We start from the raw sequence: 17,220 nt of genomic DNA on the forward strand, positions 1-17,220 counted from the left end.
AAAGCTTTGGTGCACATTTTATAAACTATATTTGTTAAAAATTAAACTATGCAATTGATAAAAGCAGGCATATGTGCCTTTGGAATGAGCGGAAAAGTATTTCATGCTCCATTTTTGAAAGAACACCCAGGTTTTTTTCTTTCAGCAATTGTTGAAAGGTCTAAGGAAGAATCAAAAGCACTTTATCCCGACGCAACCATTTATCGCTCGGTTGAAGAAATGTTGAAGGATGCAGATTTAGATTTAATTGTGGTAAATACGCCGGTTCAAACTCATTTCGAGTATGCAAAAATGGCTTTGGAAGCAGGAAAAAATGTTGTGGTTGAAAAACCTTTCACAACCAACACCCAAGAAGCAGAACAATTAGCGCAAATTGCAGCTGAAAAGAATCTGTTTGTAAGTGTTTATCAAAACAGAAGGTTTGATAGAGATTATTTACAGGTAAAAAATATTTTAAATCAAAAGATTTTAGGAAATATTCGCGAAGTTGAAATTCGTTTTGACCGCTACAGAACCGAAGCCAGTGCAAAAATTCATAAAGAAGACCCTAATCTTCCTGGTTCAGGCTCTGTTCACGATTTGGGAGCTCACCTTGTGGACCAAGCTGTAACGCTTTTTGGTTTTCCAAAGAAAGTTTTTGCAGATGTATTTTCTATGAAAGGAAAAGAGTTTGCAAACGATTATTTTGAAATTCTTCTTTTTGGAGAAAATGATTTACGTGTAAGATTAAAATCGTCTGTTTTTACTAAAGAAGACCATTATGCTTACAAAATTTTCGGAGATAAAGGTTGCTTTCTTCAGGAAAGGTCAGACAATCAGGAAAACGAATTGGTTGCCGGTGCAGTTCCGGAATTCGGGAAAGAATGGACGAATCCTCTCGCTTCTGAAGACGGAATTTTAAATTATTTTGATGAAAACGGCAAAGAAATCAGGACACTTACATCAAGCGAAGCCGGAACGTACATGAATTACTATCACGCTATTTATGAGCATGTAGTTTTCGGTTATCCAGTTCCTTCTCTAGCTGAAGAAGTAGTGCAAAATATGAAAATTATTGATGCCGCTTTAGAAAGTGCAAAAGAGGGAAGAGTGATAGGGTTTTAGAGTTTTAGCGTTGGAGAGTTTTAGTGAAAAAAGTAATTTTTACTCTCAAATACTCATACTCTCCAACGCTCAAACCCATTTAATTTTCTCCTAAAATTTCTTGCAATTCAAGCCATCTCAATTCGTGGTTTTCCAGTTTTTCAGAAATGGATTCTAATTCCGCAGAGAGTTTTGCGATTTTCTCGTAATCTGCTTCGTTGTTGAGTTGGTCGAGGATTTTATTTCTTGAAGATTCAAATTCGGGCATTTCTTTTTCTATCGTTTCAAGCTCACGTTGTTCTTTGAAAGACAGTTTTTTTCTCGGCGAAGCTGGTTGTTGGTTAGTAACAGGTTTTACAACATTTACCGGATCAGGAATGTTTTCAGATTTCTGACTGCGATCTTCAGTTTTTTTACTTTCACGATATTCAGAAAAGTTTCCGATAAAGTCTTTTATTTTTCCATCACCTTCAAAAGCCAGAACATGGTCTACAATTCTATCCATAAAATATCTGTCGTGAGACACGATAATTAAAGAACCTTGAAATTGCTGTAAAAAGTTTTCTAAAACCGTTAATGTCGGAAGGTCCAAATCATTTGTAGGCTCATCAAAAATCAAGAAATTAGGGTTTTGATATAAGATATACATCAAATGCAATCTCCTCTTTTCACCTCCAGAAAGTTTTGAAATTGGTGAATATTGCGTTTGGTCATCAAACAAGAAAAGTCTTAAAAACTGCGATGCAGAAAGGCTTTTTCCATTGGCAAGCGGATAATATTCTGCAACTTCTTTAATAAAATCTATTACTCTTTCATTCATCCTGAGCGCAGCCGAAGGGTAGTCTCCGCTAAATAAACCTTTTTGTGAAAAGTAGCCAAAAGAAATAGTTTCTCCGGTTTCGATTTCTCCAGAATCTGCTTTTTCAAAACCTTGGATAATATTCAGTAAGGTAGATTTTCCTGCACCATTTTTCCCGATAATACCTACTTTTTCGCCTCTTTGGAATTGATAACTGAAATCTTTAAATAAAACTTTCTCTCCAAAACTTTTGTTGATGTCTTTCAGTTCTAAAATTTTAGAACCGAGTCTTTTCATTTCAAAATCGAGTTCAAGGGCTTGTTTTCTTGTGTCTGTTTTCGCAGTTTTTTCGGTTTCGTAAAAGGCGTCTATTCGGCTTTTAGATTTTGTAGTTCTTGCTTTAGGTTGTCTTCGCATCCATTCCAATTCCTTTCGGTAAAGGTTGTTGGCTTTATCGATGGTTGCGTTCAGATTTTCCTCACGAATCATTTTATTTTCCAGATACGTTGCATACGCGCCATTGTGAACGTAAAGATTTTGGTCTTCCATTTCCCAGATAATATCACATACAGAATCTAGAAAATACCTGTCGTGCGTTACGAGAAGCAGGGTTATTTTTGCTTTGTTCAGATAGTTTTCAAGCCATTCCACCATTTCTACATCGAGGTGGTTGGTTGGCTCATCCATAATCAGCAATGTGTGTCTGTGTTCGGCTCTGGTTTCAGTTAAAAGTTTGGCAAGAGCAACACGTTTTATTTGTCCACCAGAAAGCGTTCCCATTTTTGCATCAAGATTGGTGATTTTCAGTTGCGAAAGAATTTGCTTCATTTCGTTTTCCAAATCCCATGCTTTATGAACTTCCATTTCTATCAAAGCTTTTTCGATAAAATCCTGGTCGGTAGAATGCAAAGATTTGTGGTAGTTTTTCAAAGCTTCAATTGGCGCAGAATCTAAGGTCATCATAAATTCGTCTATTGTAAGTTCAGGATTGTAATCAATTTCCTGGTCAAACAAAACCACTTGAATGTCTTTGCTAATCTTCACCGTTCCGCTGTCTGCAACTTCTTTACCCATTAAAATTTTCAAAAGGGTAGATTTTCCGCTTCCGTTTTTGGCAACAATGGCAATTTTATCTCCTTCATTAATGTGAAAAGTAATATTGTTGAACAAAACTTTGATGCCGTAAGATTTGGTAAGGTTTTCTGCAGATACGTAGTTCATTATAATAATGCTGAGTGATGAATGATTTATCGAAGTGCGAAAATACAAATTCAAAAGTATTTTGTAGGTATGGTTGGGTTGTATTATTTTTTAATGTAGATTTATCATACTAACTTTAAAAATACAAATTATGTTACCTATCAACTTTCTGGCAATTCTTGTAGCTGCATTTATCCCTCTTGTAATGGGTTTTATTTGGTATAATCCTAAAGTTTTAGGTAAAGCCTGGATGCGTGAAGCCGGCGTTACTGAAGACAAAATGAAGAATGCAAACATGGGTTTAATTTTCATTTTTTCGATTGTACTTTCTATTTTAATCGGAATGTTTTTGCAGTTTGTAACCATTCATCAGTTTGGCGCTCTTGGAATGATTGGAGGTAACGAAGAACTGGCAAAACCTTCTTATACAATGTTTATGAAAGACTATCAATTGGCATATCGTTCTTTTGGACACGGTGCTTTACACGCCTTTTTAACAGGTCTTTTTTTTGTTTTTCCAGTGTTCGGAATTAATGCAATGTTCGAAAGAAAATCTTGGAAGTATGTTTTCATTAATGCAGGATATTGGACAATTACTCTAATGATTATGGGCGGAATTATCTGCGGTTGGTACGCAATGGATGGTTTTAACCTTGTTACTCCAAAATAAATTTCAATTAAAAATAATGGGCTACTTTTGTAGCCTTTTTTATGGCTTTTATTTTCAAAATTTATCGTTCGGCAAAAGAACTTCCTTCGGAATGGGAAAATAAGGTTGGGCAAAATAATACTTTGCTTTCAAGACCTTATTTTTTGGTGTTGGAAGATGCAAAACCCGAAAATATGGAATGTTTCTTCATTGCTTTTTTTAGCGATGAAAACCTGATTGGTGGTGCGCTGATTCAATATTTGAGCTTTACGAAACATCAAACTTTTCAAAAAGATGAGTTGATGTGTGATGTGAAAAATTTTCTGGCAAAACGTTTCAGCAGAGATGTAATGTTTGTCGGAAATAATATGTTGACTGGGCAAAATGCTTTCTATTTTGATAAAACAAAAATTGAAATGCCCCAAGTCGCTTCTTTGCTGAATCTCGCCGTAGAGCAGCTTCAAAAGGAATTTAGAAAAACATCGCTTATTATTTATAAAGATTTTCAGAAGAAATTTGCAGACCTTTTTAAAGGTGAAGACCATCAGAAATACCTCAAATTTTCTGTGCAGCCCAATATGCAACTGAAAATTAAAAATCATTGGCAAACTTTTGACGATTATCTCGCAGATTTTTCTACGAAATATAGAAGCAGAGCCAATACAGCGCGAAAAAAAGCCAAAGACATTCAGAAAAAAGAATTGTCTGCTGAAGAGATTCAAAACTATGAGGAAAAGTTGAATGAACTTTATCAAAATGTTGCCGATAATGCGCCTTTCAATACATTTTTTCTTCCGAAAAATCATTTCTTTAGGTTAAAAGATTCAATGAAAGACCAGTTTAAGGCTTTTGGATATTTCCTCAATGATGAATTGGTAGGTTTTTATACCTTAATTTTGAATCATAAAGATGTAGATACCTATTTTTTAGGTTATGATAAAGAACAACAGAAGGAAAAACAAATTTACCTGAATATGCTTTTGGATATGGTAAATTTTGCCATTGAAGAACAGTTTTCTCGTGTTATCTTTGGTAGAACAGCATTAGAAATTAAATCTACAATTGGTGCAGAACCTGTTGAAATTTATGGTTTAATTAAGCATAATAATTTCCTCGTCAATCCTTTTATGAAAAAGATTTTTCCATCACTTTCTCCACAAACAGAGTGGATTCAAAGAAAGCCGTTTAAATAATCTATTTTCCTCGATTTTTCTTTGGAATTTAGTATTTTTATTAAAATTTCAAGGATGAAATCTAAATTTCTGACAGTTTTGTTGATAGGGCTCTCGCTAAATTTATTTTCTCAAACTACTTTGTTTAAAGAAAAATATCGCCCACAATATCATTTTACCCCCGAAAAAATGTGGATGAATGACCCAAATGGATTGGTTTATCTTAACGGAAAATATCATTTGTTTTATCAATATTATCCTGAAAAAAATATTTGGGGACCCATGCATTGGGGACATGCGGAAAGCACCGATTTAATTCATTGGAAACATTTGCCAATCGCTTTGTATCCCGACAAAAATGGTTGGATTTTTTCAGGAAGTGCAGTGATTGATAAAGAAAATACGGCTGGTTTTGGTAAAAACGCAATGGTTGCGATTTTCACGTATCACAATGACGAAATTTGGAAAGCAGGTAAGAAAAACACCGAAAGTCAGGGAATTGCTTACAGTTTGGACGAGGGAAAAACGTGGACAAAATATGCAGGAAATCCAGTTTTGAATAATTCTGGAGAGCAAGATTTTCGTGACCCGAAAGTTTTTTGGAATGATAAAATAAAACAATGGACGATGACTTTGGCGGTTCATGACCATTTGCAGATTTATTCTTCTCCGAATTTAAAAAATTGGAAGTTAGAAAGTAATTTCAAACCTGAAAACGACATTGATGTCGGTGTTTGGGAATGTCCTGATTTAATTGAATTAAAAGTCGAAAATTCTAACGAATCCAAATGGGTTCTCATCCAAAATCACGATAGAAAAGCTCCAAATGGAGGTTCTGGAACACGATATTTTGTGGGAGATTTTGATGGCAAAACATTTAAACACACCCAAAATTCTATTTGGTTAGATTCTGGAATGGATTATTATGCCGGAGTTACTTTTGGTAACGTTCCTGATGGTAAGAAAATCTTAATTTCTTGGATGAGCAATTGGTTTTATGCCCAAAAAGTTCCAACCGAAGTTTGGCGGAGCGCGATGACTTTACCTAGAGAATTATCTTTGAAAAAAATTGATGGACAATACATTTTGACTCAAAAAATTGTGAACCAATTTCAAGGAATTGAAGAAAAAGGTTTCTCTAAAAAAAGTATTAAAACACCCTTTCAAACCAAGTTTGATTTATCTCAAGCTCACATTGGTTTTGACATCAAAAGCCAAGAAAATGATTTGAAAATTGAATTTTCTAATTCAAAAAATGAAGTTTTTAAAATTGAAATTAAAGGAAATCAATTGATTACTGACCGAAAAAAATCGGGTTTGGTTGATTTTGAAAAAACGTTTGCTGAAAAACTTCAGACGATGGATTTACGAAATCAAAAAATCAGAAATATTCAACTCTATCTTGACCATTCTTCTGTTGAAATCATTCTGAATGATGGAGAATTTTCCTTTACTAATCTGTATTTTCCAACGGAAGCCTACTCTGATTTGAAAATAAATTCATCTAAGATTCAAAAACTAACTAATTTTAAAATCAACTCTATAAAAAGCATTTGGAAATAATTTTTTTTAGATGATTTTTAATAAAATTTAACCTCAAAAAAAATGAAAAAAGCGGTTTGTTTCGGTGAAGTTTTGTGGGATGTTTTTCCTGATGGTAAAAAAGCAGGTGGAGCGCCTATGAATGTCGCTTTTCGGCTACAATCTTTTGGTTACGATGTGGATATGATTTCCAAAATCGGAAGTGATGATTTAGGGGCAGAACTTTATGAAATTATTGCAAGTAAAATTCCTACTGATTTTCTTCAAAAAGATGAAACCATTCCAACCGGAATTGTTGCAGTCACTCTAGACGAACAACGAAATGCAAGTTATGAAATCGTTTTCCCTTCCGCTTGGGATTTTATTGAATGGAATCTAGAAATGGAAAAATTAGTTTCCGAATCTGATGTTTTTGTTTTCGGCTCTTTGGTGTGTAGAAATGAGGTTTCAAAAAATACGTTGCATCAACTTTTATCTAAAGCAAAATTTTCGGTTTTCGATATTAACCTTCGTAAGCCACACTATAATTTGGACGAGGTTTTGGAATTGATGAAACGTTCCACTATTGTCAAAATGAATGATGAAGAATTGGTTTCCATTTCGGAGCATCTCGATTTTGAAACCCATGATTTTCAGCAAATGATTTCCGAATTATCTAAGAAAACAGGTGTTGAAACATTTTGCATTACCTGCGGTAAAGATGGTGCCGTTTTATGGGAAAAAGGAAATTTCTACCAACATCCTGGTTTTAAAGTTACGGTCGAAGACACCGTTGGAGCGGGAGATAATTTTCTAGCGGCTTTAATTCATCAAATTTTTAATCAAGAAACGCCTGAAAAAACATTAGAATTTGCTTGTGCAGTGGGTTCTCTTGTTGCTTCTAAAAAAGGACCAACTCATGAAATTGATGATTTAGAAATTGAAAATTTTATTTTGAAAAATTTAGTTTAAAATGAATTTAATCCAAAGTCATACTTTTCAACGACCACAAACTTCCGTTATACAAATCTAAATCTACTTTGGTGTTGATGCCATGAACAATACCGTTTTCGGTGAATTGCCAAAAATCAAACCTGTCATCTGGTGAAGGAGTGGGAACGTCGTTGTAATTGGCAAGCCAAAGCGGATGGTCATCAAATTCGCCTTTCAAATAATCTTTGTAATAATGATAATAGGTGTAAATAATGGGCTTTTTGCCGTATGCTTCTTCAACAATTTTGCACCAAACTTTTAAATCTTCCACCAGTTTTTCTTTAGATTTTCTTCTGGGGATTTTTTCAATATCCAAAATAGGAGGGAGGTCGCCATTTTCCAGTTTTACGTTTTCTAGGAAGTTGTTGGCTTGTTTTACGGGGTCTTCATCGGCTCTGTAAAAATGATATGCGCCGCGCACGAGTTCATACTTTTTTGCCTGTTCCCAAAAATCATCAAAATGTTTATCTGCATTTCGATTTCCCATTGTAGCTCTCATCACAACAAATTCGAGAGGAATAGTTTTATTTCCGATGCTTAAACTATCCCATTTTATATCTTCCCGATTTTGATAATGAGAAATATCAAAACCATAGGTTTTATCAAGGTTTTCGGTAAGTATTTTTTGAATTCTTGCGGTTTCTTCTTCTGTGTTTTTTAATTTTTTATGAGAAAATTTATTGAAGTAAAGTGCGTAATAATAAGAGATTTTTTGCTTGAGATAAAATCCGGTTCCCGCCAAAGTAAAAGCTAAAACCAACAAGATAATAGAAGTACGAACATACTTTTTTCTCTGTTGCGTTTTGTGTCTTTTTACGATTTTTTTCTTGGCGTAGTTTTTTCTCTTCATTTGTTTACAAAACTAAGTTTTTGTTGCCAAATTACATAAACTTGACTCAAAAAAAGCAATTTTAAATTTAAGTTTTTTGGGCTAAAAGTTATGTAATACAGATGTTTTTTTATTATGTTAAAGCTAAACTTTAATTAAATCTGTAAATTTGTTACTATGGAAACACGCGAGAAAATTGTTATCATTGGAGGTGGTTTTGCCGGTTTGCAATTGGCAAAAAAACTTAACAACAAAAATAAAAAAGTAATCGTACTCGATAGGGTAAATCATCACATGTTTCAGCCGCTTTTTTATCAAGTGGCTTGTGGAAGGATAGAACCTTCGAATATTTCGTTTCCTTTCAGAAAGATTTTTCAAAATTCAAGAAATATACAGTTTCGATTAACAGAGGTGAAGGAGATTATTCCGTCACTCAATAAAGTGATTACGGATGAAGCGGAATTTAGCTACGACAAATTGGTCATTGCAACAGGTTGTAAAACCAATTTTTTTGGCAATAAAGATTTGGAATCTCGTGCTTTTGGGATGAAAAATACTCAGGAAGCCATCAGTATTAGAAATCATGTGTTGCTTACTTTCGAAAAATTAATTTTAGAAAAAAGCAGAAGCGACGATGGAAACTGGAATATTGTAATCGTTGGAAGCGGCCCAACTGGTGTAGAATTGGCGGGAGCTTTCGCCGAAATGAAGAAAGAAATTCTTCCCAGAGATTATCCGTACATGAATTTTGACCATCTGAAAATTATTCTCGTAAGTTCTACCGAAAAACCTTTGGCGGTGATGAGTAAAGAAGCGCAAGAACAATCTGAAAAATATCTGAAAGATTTAGGTGTAGATTTTCTCAGCGGAGAGTACGTTACCGATTATGATGGCGATAAAGTGCACATGAAAAGCGGTATGGAAATCCCTTCCAACAACGTAATTTGGGCAGCCGGAGTTACCGGAAACATCATTGATGGATTTTCGCAGGAACACATTGTGAAAAATAGATACATTGTAGACCGATTCAATAAAATTAAAGGGTTTAATAACATTTACGCCATCGGAGATATCGCCTACATGGAAACTCCAAAATATCCGCAAGGACATCCTCAAGTGGCAAATGTTGCCATTAATCAAGCGAAAAATTTAGGAAAGAATATTTTGAAGAAAAATATTTCCGAATGGGCTGAATATGAGTATGATGATAAAGGTTCTTTGGCAACAATCGGGAAACATCGTGCGGTGGTAGATCTTCCTTTTTTAAAATTTCAAGGTTTTCTGGCTTGGTATTTTTGGATGTTCCTTCACTTAATGCTAATTTTGAGCGTTAGAAATAAACTCGCCGTGTTTTTTAACTGGATGTGGAGTTATTTTAATAAAGATTCTTCTTTAAGACTCATTATTTTAAGCAATAAGAAAAACGAAACAGTACAATGAGAATTGATATCATAAGCGTACTTCCTGAGCTCATGGAAAGTCCGTTTCAAACGTCTATCCTTAAAAGAGCGATGGATAAAGGTCTTGCCGAAGTTCACTTTCATCATCTGAGAGATTGGGCAGTGAATAAGCATAGACAAATTGATGACGAACCTTACGGTGGCGGTGCAGGAATGGTGATGATGGTAGAACCTTTAGACAAATGTATTTCTGAGCTTAAATCGCAACGTGAGTATGATGAAGTAATTTATCTAACGCCCGATGGTGTTACGTTGAATCAAAAAATCGCCAATACTTTATCGATAAAAAATAACCTGATTTTTCTTTGTGGTCATTACAAAGGGATTGATCAGCGTGTGAGAGATCTTCATATTACGAAAGAAATTTCTATCGGAGATTATGTTCTTACAGGAGGCGAATTGGCGGCTTGTGTTTTGGCAGATTCTGTCATTAGACTTCTTCCAGGGGTTTTGAATGATGAGCAGAGTGCGCTTACAGACAGTTTTCAGGACAATTTATTATCACCTCCAATTTACACAAGACCTGAAGTGTATAAAGGTTTAGAAGTTCCTAAAATTTTATTAAGCGGTAATTTTAAAAAGATTGAAGATTGGCGTTACGATGAAGCGGTAAGAATTACACAAGAGAAAAGACCTGATCTTTTGTAATTTCTAACGGTAATATTTTCTAAATTTTTATTTTTTATAAATAATTTATTTTATACTTTAGTGAAAATCAATATAATATAATTATGATTGAGTCTATTGATGTTAAAAAATGAATTAAAATAATAAATCATCAAAAAAGTATTTGTATTTTTAGGCACACAAATTTTTGAAAGGCTAGAGAAATATTAATTTTTAGCAATAGATCAATGGAGATTTTTGCATTCTACAACGTTGAAAATTTGTTTTTACCAGATTCTACACCCAAACATAGGTTTGATCGCTCCAAAAGCGGACTTGTAAATTGGGACTTCCGGAAATATCAATATAAACTCAACAAAATTGCACATGCGTTTCGATTAATCGAAGAGCAAAATAAAACTTTGCCTTTTTTAATTGGTCTTGCAGAAATTTCTGGCTCTCATGTTTTAAAAGATCTTGTGCATACAGAACCGCTCAACGGAAAGTATGGCATCGTGCATTACAATTCTTTGGACGAAAGAAAAGTAGATGTTGCGCTTCTTTACGATCAATCAAAAATTGAAATTCTACATTCGGAACCTATTACTTTTTTCTTTGAAGAATCTGATCTCGACGAGAAATATTTTGATACAACACGTGATGTACTCTTTGCTAAAGTAAAATTTGAAGAAGAAATCATCAATGTTTTTGTTTTGCATCTTCCTTCCAAAAGAGAAAAAGATGTAAATAAACCGAAACGAATGTATATCGTTCAGGAATTGAAGAAAAGAATTGCTGAACTTCAACAAAACCCTTTGGAAAAAATTATTTTGTGCGGAGATTTCAATGAAAATCCCGATGATGAGGTACTAAATATTCTAACGGAAGGAAATTCACACAATACAAAACTAGAAAATCCGTTTACAAACTTGTTCTCTAGAGGAGATTACTCTACATTCCATTATAAAAGTGGCTTGCTGTTTGATCAAATCTTGCTTTCAGAGCATTTTTTTAACCAAAACAGTACTATTCAGTTTGATTCTGCTGCTGTTTTTAATCATCACCAACTTACAGTAAAAGAAAAAAAATCTTCGGGAAGACCGTTCAGAACTTTTGCAGGTACTCGTTACTTAGGAGGTTACAGCGATCATTTCCCCATATTCATAAAACTAAAACTAAAACATAATTAAAACAATTCTAAAAAACATTAAATTTAGTCAGAAAATGAAGAACAATAGCACAGACTACTATTTAGACGCTATCGACAAGCAAATCATTTACATGTTGATGGATAATTCTAAGACTTCACTTGCTCACATCTCGTCTAAAGTTGGGATTTCTACAACTGCAGTTCACCAAAGAATTAAAAAGCTAGAACATGCTAATGTAATAGAAAATTCTATTTCTTTTTTGAATCCTAAGACAATCGGCTACAAAGTAGTCTCTTATATCGGGATGTTTTTAGATCAGCCGAGCCATTATCAGGATGTTGTAAAATCGCTTCAAGATGTAAATGAGGTTGTAGAAGCGCATTATACTACGGGTAATTATACTATTTTTATTAAAGTACTTTGCAAAGACAATGATCATTTGATGCAGATTCTTAGTAAATTGCAGAAATTTAAAGGCGTTACTCGTACAGAAACTTTTATTTCTCTGGAGCAGAGTATTGCAAGACAATTAAAAGTATAACACCATGAACATTGCCGATTTTCTAGATTCAACCTATCTGAAAACTCCACAACAATCTGGGCTTTCCGAAGAAGAAACAGTACAGAAAGTTGTAGAACTAACCGAAGAAGCCATCACCAACGGAATTTTTGCCGTGATGATTAGACCAAACTATGTTGCTGCTGTAAAAAAAATGATTGCCGATAAAAACGCTCATGTAAAATTGGGGACGGTAATTGGTTTTCATGAAGGCACTTATTCTCTTCAAGAAAAATTTGCAGAAGCAGAAAAAGCAATTGCAGATGGCGCAGACGAGCTAGATTTTGTCATTAATTATCAAGAATATCTGAAAGGAAATATTGATGAGGTAAAAGAAGAATTTTTGCAATGCACAAAACTTTGCCTGATTCACCAAAAAATTGCCAAATGGATTATTGAAATTGCAGCATTATCTGATGAGCAAATTGCAGATATTACCAAGAAAATCGCAACATGGGCAGAAGAAAACTTTGAAGAAAGAGATCTTCAAAACATTTTTGTGAAATCTTCTACCGGTTTTTTTGTTACCGAAAACGGAAAACCCAACGGAGCAACTTTTGAAGGCATTAAAATTATGCTAAACAATGCCGGAAAACTTCCTGTAAAAGCAGCAGGCGGAGTAAGAACTCCAGAAGATGCCGAAAAAATGATTGCACTTGGTGTAAAAAGAATCGGAACTTCTTCAGCTTTGGCTTTACTGAAAAACCAATCTGCAGAAGAAGGTTATTAAAAAAAAACATTGATTAAAAAATAAGAAACTCCGAATTAAAGCTTCGGAGTTTTTTATGTAAAATTGATTTATATTTGGTGTAAAACCCCAATAAATTGTTTCGGGTTTTTATTTCGCTTAGCTTTAATTGCGTTAATAATTGCGAAAATAATATTACTAAAATAGAAGAAAGCCGTAATATATAAAAATATCATTCCGTCAGATTGATAAAGAATTCTTGAGAAAATGAACAAGCTAAAAAATAGATAAATCAAAACTGTAATGAGTATTTGAAAATAAATTAATGATTTTCCAATTTTATCCAGTCCTACAATTCTATTTTTGTTATTCAACCATAAAATAAGTGGAACTATGATGTTTCCAAGAGGGAGAATCATAAATGATAAAACTGATAAGTGAAAATAAAACATAAAATCACTTTTGTTTTCCTTTCCATAATCTAAAATATCTTCGACACTAATATTTAAAGTTTTACAAATTAGGTGAAGTGTATTTCCACGAGGCTCATTTTGATTTTGTTCAATTCTTTGTATTGTTCTTAAGCTTACATTAGATAAGTCTGCAAGTTCTTCTTGCGAATATCCTTTTTTAATTCTAATTTCTTTTAGTTTTGTTCCTAATTTTTCCATTGATATAATTTTTGTCAAAACTATGACAAAACATGAAATTTCCTTGCGTCAAAGTTATGTCACTTCTGTGTCAAATGTGTCTTGACGCATTTTTTACGCATTTTTGTGGTAGGATTTTATCTTTGTGTGAATTCAAATTCTTGATAAAATGCTTGTGTTTCTTTAATTAAAGCATCCATTTCTTCTAAAGTAAATACTTCCAAAAATTTCTTTCTGAAATCTTTAAAATGAGGCACACCACGGAAATAATTGCTGTAATGCTGTCTCATTTCTACCAAACCTAGTCTTTCACCTTTCCATTCTGCACTCCATTCTGCGTGTTGTCTTACGGCTAAAAGTCGGTCTTCAATAGTTGGAGCAGGTAAATGTTCTCCCGTTTTAAAGAAATGTTTAATTTCATTAAAAATCCAAGGATATCCAATGGCGGCACGACCAATCATAATACCGTCGCACGCATATTTATTTTTGTATTCTAAAGCCTTTTCAGGAGAATCAATATCACCATTTCCAAAAATAGGAATCTCGATATTTGGGTTTTGTTTAATTCTTGAAATATGTTCCCAATCTGCTTCGCCTTTGTACATTTGTGCTCTCGTTCTCGCGTGAATGGTTAAAGCTTTAATTCCAGTTTCCTGAAGACGCTCTGCAACTTCATCAATATTAATAGAGTGACTGTCCCATCCTAAACGTGTTTTTACCGTTACAGGAAGGCTTGTAGAACTTACCACAGCTTTTGTTAATCTCACCATCAAATCGATGTCTTTCAAAACTCCGGCTCCGGCTCCTTTGCAAACTACTTTTTTTACTGGGCATCCAAAATTAATGTCTACCAAATCTGGGTTTACCGTTTCTACAATTCTTGCAGACATTGCCATTGCTTCTTCGTCTCCTCCAAAAATTTGAATTCCTACAGGTCTTTCATAATCAAAAATGTCCAGCTTTTTACGGCTTTTCATTGCGTCACGAATTAGACCTTCAGAAGAAATAAATTCTGAGTACATTAAATCTGCACCATGCATTTTACATAGTTTTCTGAACGGCGGGTCGCTTACATCTTCCATGGGAGCCAGCAAAAGCGGAAACTCCGGTAATTCTATGTTACCAATTTTTACCATGGTGCAAATTTACGTATTTCTAAACTTTTTTCGGTTTTGAAAATTTCTATCGTTGTTATTATTAAGAAATAAGCCTGAAATTTTCTACTTTTTTACCATCTAAATAATTTTCCCAACGTTCCAAAATAGGTTTTTCTAAATGAAATTCGCGGTATTCATCGGGAGACATTACAGGAATGCCTCTCATAATGGGATACACACGTTTGCAGTTGTCACAGATCAGAATTCCTTCTGAAATGTTTTCATTTTCATCTTGATTAATAATTGTAAGATTTAAATCTGACTTATCGAAAGGACAGCACAGTTTTTCTATCGTTTTAGCATTCATTTTTAATTGTATTAGTAAGGTTTTGGATTGTTTTTAAAGGGTTTTCTCGGTTCATTATGCCCGAAACCATAGCAATTCCGTCGTATGGTAATGTTTGCAAGAGTTCAATGTTTTCTTCATTTATTCCGCCTGCGAGAAATATTTTTCCCTTAAATGTTTGTTTGGCTTTCAGTACCGATTCAAATTGTATCAGTTCGCAAGATTGAGCTGTAGAAGAAGGGAACATGGAACAGAAGGAAATATAATCTACCTTATTTTTTTCAGCCCATTCAATTTCATTTGAGGTATTGCTACAAGTAATTCCGGTAACGAAAGGTCTGTTGATCTGCTTTTTTATTTCGTTGAAATTTTGAGGGATTTCATCAAAATGAACTCCGTTTAAGGGTAATGTATTCAGTAGTTTCCATTGATTGTTGATGATTACAGGAATCTCTGTTTTGGAAGTTTTTTCTAAAATTTTCTTTACAATTTGTTCTCGATTATCAATTTCTGGGAAATGATCCCAGATTTGTATTGCCGATATTTTTGACGTCGCAATTATTTCCAATTTAGAAAGCAGAGCTTTTTCTTCCAGCGAAGGATCTATGATTAAATAAATTCCTGAACTAATTTGCTTTTTCTTTATTTCCATTGTAATTGAAGGGCTTTAAAAAAAGATTTCCAATAGGGATCTTCATGATAATAAATCAAGTCTTCTGTTTTTTCTTTTGTGATAATTTTGAGACCGTTTTGTTTTTCGGTAAAACGTCCTATTTCTGTACATGCAATATTTTCTTCTTTCAGTTTCGTAATAAGATGCGAAACCTGTTCTTTTTCACACGAAATAATCATCGAGCCAGCTCCAATACAGTGTTTAGGATCCAAATCAAAGATTTTACAAATTTCTTTTTGAGTTTCTCCTATTGCAATTTTGTCGTTCCATATTTCAACGCCATTTCTGGAAGCAATTGCCATTTCGTAAACCGCTCCTACAATGCCACCTTCTGTAACATCATGCATTGCTGTAACTCCTGTATTGCAGGTTTCAACAGAAATTAAAGCTTCTTTTAATGATGAGGTTTGGTAAAATGATTCGCAAGCCAGATGGTAAATTTCTTTTCCTGCTTTTTGCTGTACTGTTTCTGGGAAACTCATGGCTAAAATGGCAGAAGATGAGAGAGCGGCAGTTTTTGTCATCAGAATAGAATCTCCTGCTTTTGCCATTTTTGAAAGTTTTACTTTGTCTTTTGCAGCAATAGTGATAAAAGTACCTCCTCCTGCAATTGTAGAATTTTGATTCTCGATAAAACCGGTATGCCCTCCCGTAATTGCAACGCCAATTTTTTCGCAAAACTGATGTATGTACTCCCAATATTTCTGAAAATCTTGCTTTGTAATATAAGTGGGAAGGTTCAAGACAAATTGTGCATACATTGGTGCAAAACCAGTTGTTGCCATATCATTTGCCATAAGATGTACCGATAACCAAGCTGATTCTTCAAGTCCTAATGTTGGGATGAGAGATAAAGGATCGCTCGTTAAAGCCATTACATGGTCGTGATTAAGATGTACCAGAGAGACATCTATACCAAAACCTGGTCCTGCTAAAACTTCTTCCCGTTTTTTTCCGCATTTGTCTTTGATAAAATCTTCAAAAAGCAAATGATCTAATTTTCCGATTTTAGACATTATTCCACATCATTAAATTGAATGTATAAACCGAAAAAATCGCCCACAGGAACGTTCCATTGTTGCACAGGAAACCATTTGGGTAATCCAGTGCAAGTCCATTCTATGGTATATTTTCTACCTTCAAGAGCTTTATGAATAATTTCGCTTAGCATGTTTGGAGTATAGAATGTAGCGGTTACGTAAAAAGGATTTTTTCCAAACAATTGTTGTATTCTTCGCCTTGCAATTTTAGGCGAATTGCGGTTCATCATCCCCATTGCAATGCCGTATTTGGCAACTCTCGCTGCTTCCCGGATTACTTTTACAGGATCTTTGTAATACTCAAATGTTGTGATAAAAGCTAATGAATCAAAAGTATGGTTTTTAAAAGGCATGTGATGAGAATCTGCCATTACAAGATCTCCATCAAAAAGTTGAATTGCCTGCGAAAGCATTAAGGGAGAGATGTCTCCGCCGGTAGCTTCAATCCCGATGTTTTTCCACCAACGGGTAAAACGGGTGGTTCCGCATCCAAATTCTAAAAGTGTTTTTACTCGTTTATCTTTTGAAACGAGTTGTTCCATTATCTTTTTTTGCCAGATTTCGGCTCGTTTGTAGCGACCTTCGTACCAAAGTTCGTAGGTATCGGTGTGTTCGCGGTTAAAAAACCATTCCGGTCTGTTTTGCCAGTTTTGCTGTTGTTGGGGAATTAGTTCTCCCGAGAATTTTGTTACTTCCATTTTGTT

Annotated in this window: 18 protein-coding genes and 1 other annotated feature; of the genes, 10 read left to right on the plus strand and 8 right to left on the minus strand. The window is 34.3% G+C overall.

Annotated features, from left to right (window positions below; translation table 11 throughout):
- Positions 1 to 48 precede the first annotated feature (48 nt).
- A complete protein-coding gene (locus AC2A1D_RS07830; RefSeq protein ID WP_484043075.1) occupies positions 49 to 1,104 on the plus strand; it encodes a Gfo/Idh/MocA family oxidoreductase in 1,056 nt (351 codons plus the stop codon).
- A gap of 79 nt (positions 1,105 to 1,183) precedes the next feature.
- Here AC2A1D_RS07830 and AC2A1D_RS07835 read toward each other — a convergent pair whose 3' ends face one another.
- A complete protein-coding gene (locus tag AC2A1D_RS07835) occupies positions 1,184 to 3,103 on the minus strand; it encodes an ABC-F family ATP-binding cassette domain-containing protein (protein WP_484043076.1) in 1,920 nt (639 codons plus the stop codon).
- Between the two features lie 130 nt (positions 3,104 to 3,233).
- Here AC2A1D_RS07835 and AC2A1D_RS07840 point away from each other — a divergent pair, with 130 nt between their 5' ends.
- The 4 genes from AC2A1D_RS07840 (at position 3,234) to AC2A1D_RS07855 (ending at position 7,396) form a co-directional block, all read left to right on the plus strand.
- Positions 3,234 to 3,752 carry a DUF1761 domain-containing protein gene (locus tag AC2A1D_RS07840; protein ID WP_484043077.1) on the plus strand — a complete coding sequence of 173 codons (519 nt, stop codon included), beginning with the start codon at positions 3,234 to 3,236 and terminating at the stop codon, positions 3,750 to 3,752.
- A 41-nt stretch (positions 3,753 to 3,793) separates the two neighbouring features.
- Positions 3,794 to 4,924 carry an 8-amino-7-oxononanoate synthase gene (locus AC2A1D_RS07845; RefSeq protein ID WP_484043078.1) on the plus strand — a complete coding sequence of 377 codons (1,131 nt, stop codon included), beginning with the start codon at positions 3,794 to 3,796 and terminating at the stop codon, positions 4,922 to 4,924.
- Positions 3,856 to 3,910: a sequence feature (sodium ion sensor (DUF1646 type); this cis-regulatory element may regulate processes involved in with the transportation of sodium ions), on the plus strand. (Overlaps the previous gene by 55 nt.)
- Positions 4,925 to 4,978: 54 nt before the next feature.
- The gene (locus AC2A1D_RS07850; protein ID WP_484043079.1) at positions 4,979 to 6,466 is read left to right on the plus strand and encodes a glycoside hydrolase family 32 protein; all 1,488 of its coding nucleotides are present in this window, start codon (positions 4,979 to 4,981) and stop codon (positions 6,464 to 6,466) included.
- Positions 6,467 to 6,508: 42 nt separating this feature from the next.
- The gene (locus AC2A1D_RS07855) at positions 6,509 to 7,396 is read left to right on the plus strand and encodes a carbohydrate kinase family protein (protein WP_484043080.1); all 888 of its coding nucleotides are present in this window, start codon (positions 6,509 to 6,511) and stop codon (positions 7,394 to 7,396) included.
- A 7-nt stretch (positions 7,397 to 7,403) separates the two neighbouring features.
- On the opposite strand, the gene AC2A1D_RS07860 is transcribed toward AC2A1D_RS07855, so the two are convergent.
- A complete protein-coding gene (locus AC2A1D_RS07860; RefSeq protein ID WP_484043081.1) occupies positions 7,404 to 8,267 on the minus strand; it encodes a glycoside hydrolase family 25 protein in 864 nt (287 codons plus the stop codon).
- Positions 8,268 to 8,423: 156 nt separating this feature from the next.
- On the opposite strand from AC2A1D_RS07860, the gene AC2A1D_RS07865 reads away from it, so the two are divergent.
- From AC2A1D_RS07865 to deoC, 5 genes are all read left to right on the plus strand, one after another.
- Positions 8,424 to 9,686: an NAD(P)/FAD-dependent oxidoreductase gene (locus AC2A1D_RS07865; protein ID WP_484043082.1), complete on the plus strand. Its 1,263-nt coding sequence runs from the start codon at positions 8,424 to 8,426 to the stop codon at positions 9,684 to 9,686.
- A complete protein-coding gene (gene trmD / locus AC2A1D_RS07870) occupies positions 9,683 to 10,354 on the plus strand; it encodes a tRNA (guanosine(37)-N1)-methyltransferase TrmD (RefSeq protein ID WP_484043083.1) in 672 nt (223 codons plus the stop codon). The genes AC2A1D_RS07865 and trmD overlap by 4 nt, the downstream gene beginning before the upstream one ends.
- 206 nt (positions 10,355 to 10,560) lie before the next feature.
- Positions 10,561 to 11,502 carry an endonuclease/exonuclease/phosphatase family protein gene (locus AC2A1D_RS07875; RefSeq protein WP_484043084.1) on the plus strand — a complete coding sequence of 314 codons (942 nt, stop codon included), beginning with the start codon at positions 10,561 to 10,563 and terminating at the stop codon, positions 11,500 to 11,502.
- A gap of 34 nt (positions 11,503 to 11,536) precedes the next feature.
- Positions 11,537 to 12,004, plus strand: coding sequence for an Lrp/AsnC family transcriptional regulator (locus AC2A1D_RS07880; RefSeq protein WP_484043085.1), 468 nt, complete (start codon positions 11,537 to 11,539; stop codon positions 12,002 to 12,004).
- Positions 12,005 to 12,008: 4 nt separating this feature from the next.
- The gene (deoC, locus tag AC2A1D_RS07885; protein ID WP_484043086.1) at positions 12,009 to 12,752 is read left to right on the plus strand and encodes a deoxyribose-phosphate aldolase; all 744 of its coding nucleotides are present in this window, start codon (positions 12,009 to 12,011) and stop codon (positions 12,750 to 12,752) included.
- A gap of 68 nt (positions 12,753 to 12,820) precedes the next feature.
- Here deoC and AC2A1D_RS07890 read toward each other — a convergent pair whose 3' ends face one another.
- The 6 genes from AC2A1D_RS07890 to AC2A1D_RS07915 form a co-directional block, all read right to left on the minus strand.
- Complete coding sequence (locus AC2A1D_RS07890; protein ID WP_484043087.1) at positions 12,821 to 13,381, minus strand: magnetosome magnetite crystal formation protein family; 561 nt, start codon at positions 13,379 to 13,381, stop codon at positions 12,821 to 12,823.
- Between the two features lie 116 nt (positions 13,382 to 13,497).
- Positions 13,498 to 14,496: a tRNA dihydrouridine synthase DusB gene (gene dusB, locus AC2A1D_RS07895; protein WP_484043088.1), complete on the minus strand. Its 999-nt coding sequence runs from the start codon at positions 14,494 to 14,496 to the stop codon at positions 13,498 to 13,500.
- 61 nt (positions 14,497 to 14,557) lie between these two features.
- Positions 14,558 to 14,824 carry a Trm112 family protein gene (locus tag AC2A1D_RS07900; RefSeq protein ID WP_484043089.1) on the minus strand — a complete coding sequence of 89 codons (267 nt, stop codon included), beginning with the start codon at positions 14,822 to 14,824 and terminating at the stop codon, positions 14,558 to 14,560.
- Positions 14,814 to 15,455 (minus strand): thiamine phosphate synthase, encoded by a 642-nt coding sequence (locus AC2A1D_RS07905; RefSeq protein WP_484043090.1) that lies wholly within the window; start codon positions 15,453 to 15,455, stop codon positions 14,814 to 14,816. The genes AC2A1D_RS07900 and AC2A1D_RS07905 overlap by 11 nt, the downstream gene beginning before the upstream one ends.
- A complete protein-coding gene (locus AC2A1D_RS07910; RefSeq protein ID WP_484043091.1) occupies positions 15,446 to 16,492 on the minus strand; it encodes an AIR synthase family protein in 1,047 nt (348 codons plus the stop codon). The genes AC2A1D_RS07905 and AC2A1D_RS07910 overlap by 10 nt, the downstream gene beginning before the upstream one ends.
- Positions 16,492 to 17,214, minus strand: a complete 723-nt coding sequence (locus AC2A1D_RS07915; protein WP_484043092.1) for a class I SAM-dependent methyltransferase — start codon at positions 17,212 to 17,214, stop codon at positions 16,492 to 16,494. The genes AC2A1D_RS07910 and AC2A1D_RS07915 overlap by 1 nt, the downstream gene beginning before the upstream one ends.
- Between the last annotated feature and the right edge of the window lie 6 nt (positions 17,215 to 17,220).

Source organism: Chryseobacterium sp. HNCC26DJ239 (assembly GCF_057180445.1).

Excerpts from the sequence above, each read along its gene's own strand:
- AC2A1D_RS07830 (WP_484043075.1), top strand. The coding sequence starts at position 49 with ATGCAATTGATAAAAGCAGGCATATGTGCCTTTGGAATGAGCGGAAAA.
- AC2A1D_RS07835 (WP_484043076.1), bottom strand. The coding sequence starts at position 3,103 with ATGAACTACGTATCTGCAGAAAACCTTACCAAATCTTACGGCATCAAA.
- AC2A1D_RS07840 (WP_484043077.1), top strand. The coding sequence starts at position 3,234 with ATGTTACCTATCAACTTTCTGGCAATTCTTGTAGCTGCATTTATCCCT.
- AC2A1D_RS07845 (WP_484043078.1), top strand. The coding sequence starts at position 3,794 with ATGGCTTTTATTTTCAAAATTTATCGTTCGGCAAAAGAACTTCCTTCG.
- AC2A1D_RS07850 (WP_484043079.1), top strand. The coding sequence starts at position 4,979 with ATGAAATCTAAATTTCTGACAGTTTTGTTGATAGGGCTCTCGCTAAAT.
- AC2A1D_RS07855 (WP_484043080.1), top strand. The coding sequence starts at position 6,509 with ATGAAAAAAGCGGTTTGTTTCGGTGAAGTTTTGTGGGATGTTTTTCCT.
- AC2A1D_RS07860 (WP_484043081.1), bottom strand. The coding sequence starts at position 8,267 with ATGAAGAGAAAAAACTACGCCAAGAAAAAAATCGTAAAAAGACACAAA.
- AC2A1D_RS07865 (WP_484043082.1), top strand. The coding sequence starts at position 8,424 with ATGGAAACACGCGAGAAAATTGTTATCATTGGAGGTGGTTTTGCCGGT.
- trmD (WP_484043083.1), top strand. The coding sequence starts at position 9,683 with ATGAGAATTGATATCATAAGCGTACTTCCTGAGCTCATGGAAAGTCCG.
- AC2A1D_RS07875 (WP_484043084.1), top strand. The coding sequence starts at position 10,561 with ATGGAGATTTTTGCATTCTACAACGTTGAAAATTTGTTTTTACCAGAT.
- AC2A1D_RS07880 (WP_484043085.1), top strand. The coding sequence starts at position 11,537 with ATGAAGAACAATAGCACAGACTACTATTTAGACGCTATCGACAAGCAA.
- deoC (WP_484043086.1), top strand. The coding sequence starts at position 12,009 with ATGAACATTGCCGATTTTCTAGATTCAACCTATCTGAAAACTCCACAA.
- AC2A1D_RS07890 (WP_484043087.1), bottom strand. The coding sequence starts at position 13,381 with ATGGAAAAATTAGGAACAAAACTAAAAGAAATTAGAATTAAAAAAGGA.
- dusB (WP_484043088.1), bottom strand. The coding sequence starts at position 14,496 with ATGGTAAAAATTGGTAACATAGAATTACCGGAGTTTCCGCTTTTGCTG.
- AC2A1D_RS07900 (WP_484043089.1), bottom strand. The coding sequence starts at position 14,824 with ATGAATGCTAAAACGATAGAAAAACTGTGCTGTCCTTTCGATAAGTCA.
- AC2A1D_RS07905 (WP_484043090.1), bottom strand. The coding sequence starts at position 15,455 with ATGGAAATAAAGAAAAAGCAAATTAGTTCAGGAATTTATTTAATCATA.
- AC2A1D_RS07910 (WP_484043091.1), bottom strand. The coding sequence starts at position 16,492 with ATGTCTAAAATCGGAAAATTAGATCATTTGCTTTTTGAAGATTTTATC.
- AC2A1D_RS07915 (WP_484043092.1), bottom strand. The coding sequence starts at position 17,214 with ATGGAAGTAACAAAATTCTCGGGAGAACTAATTCCCCAACAACAGCAA.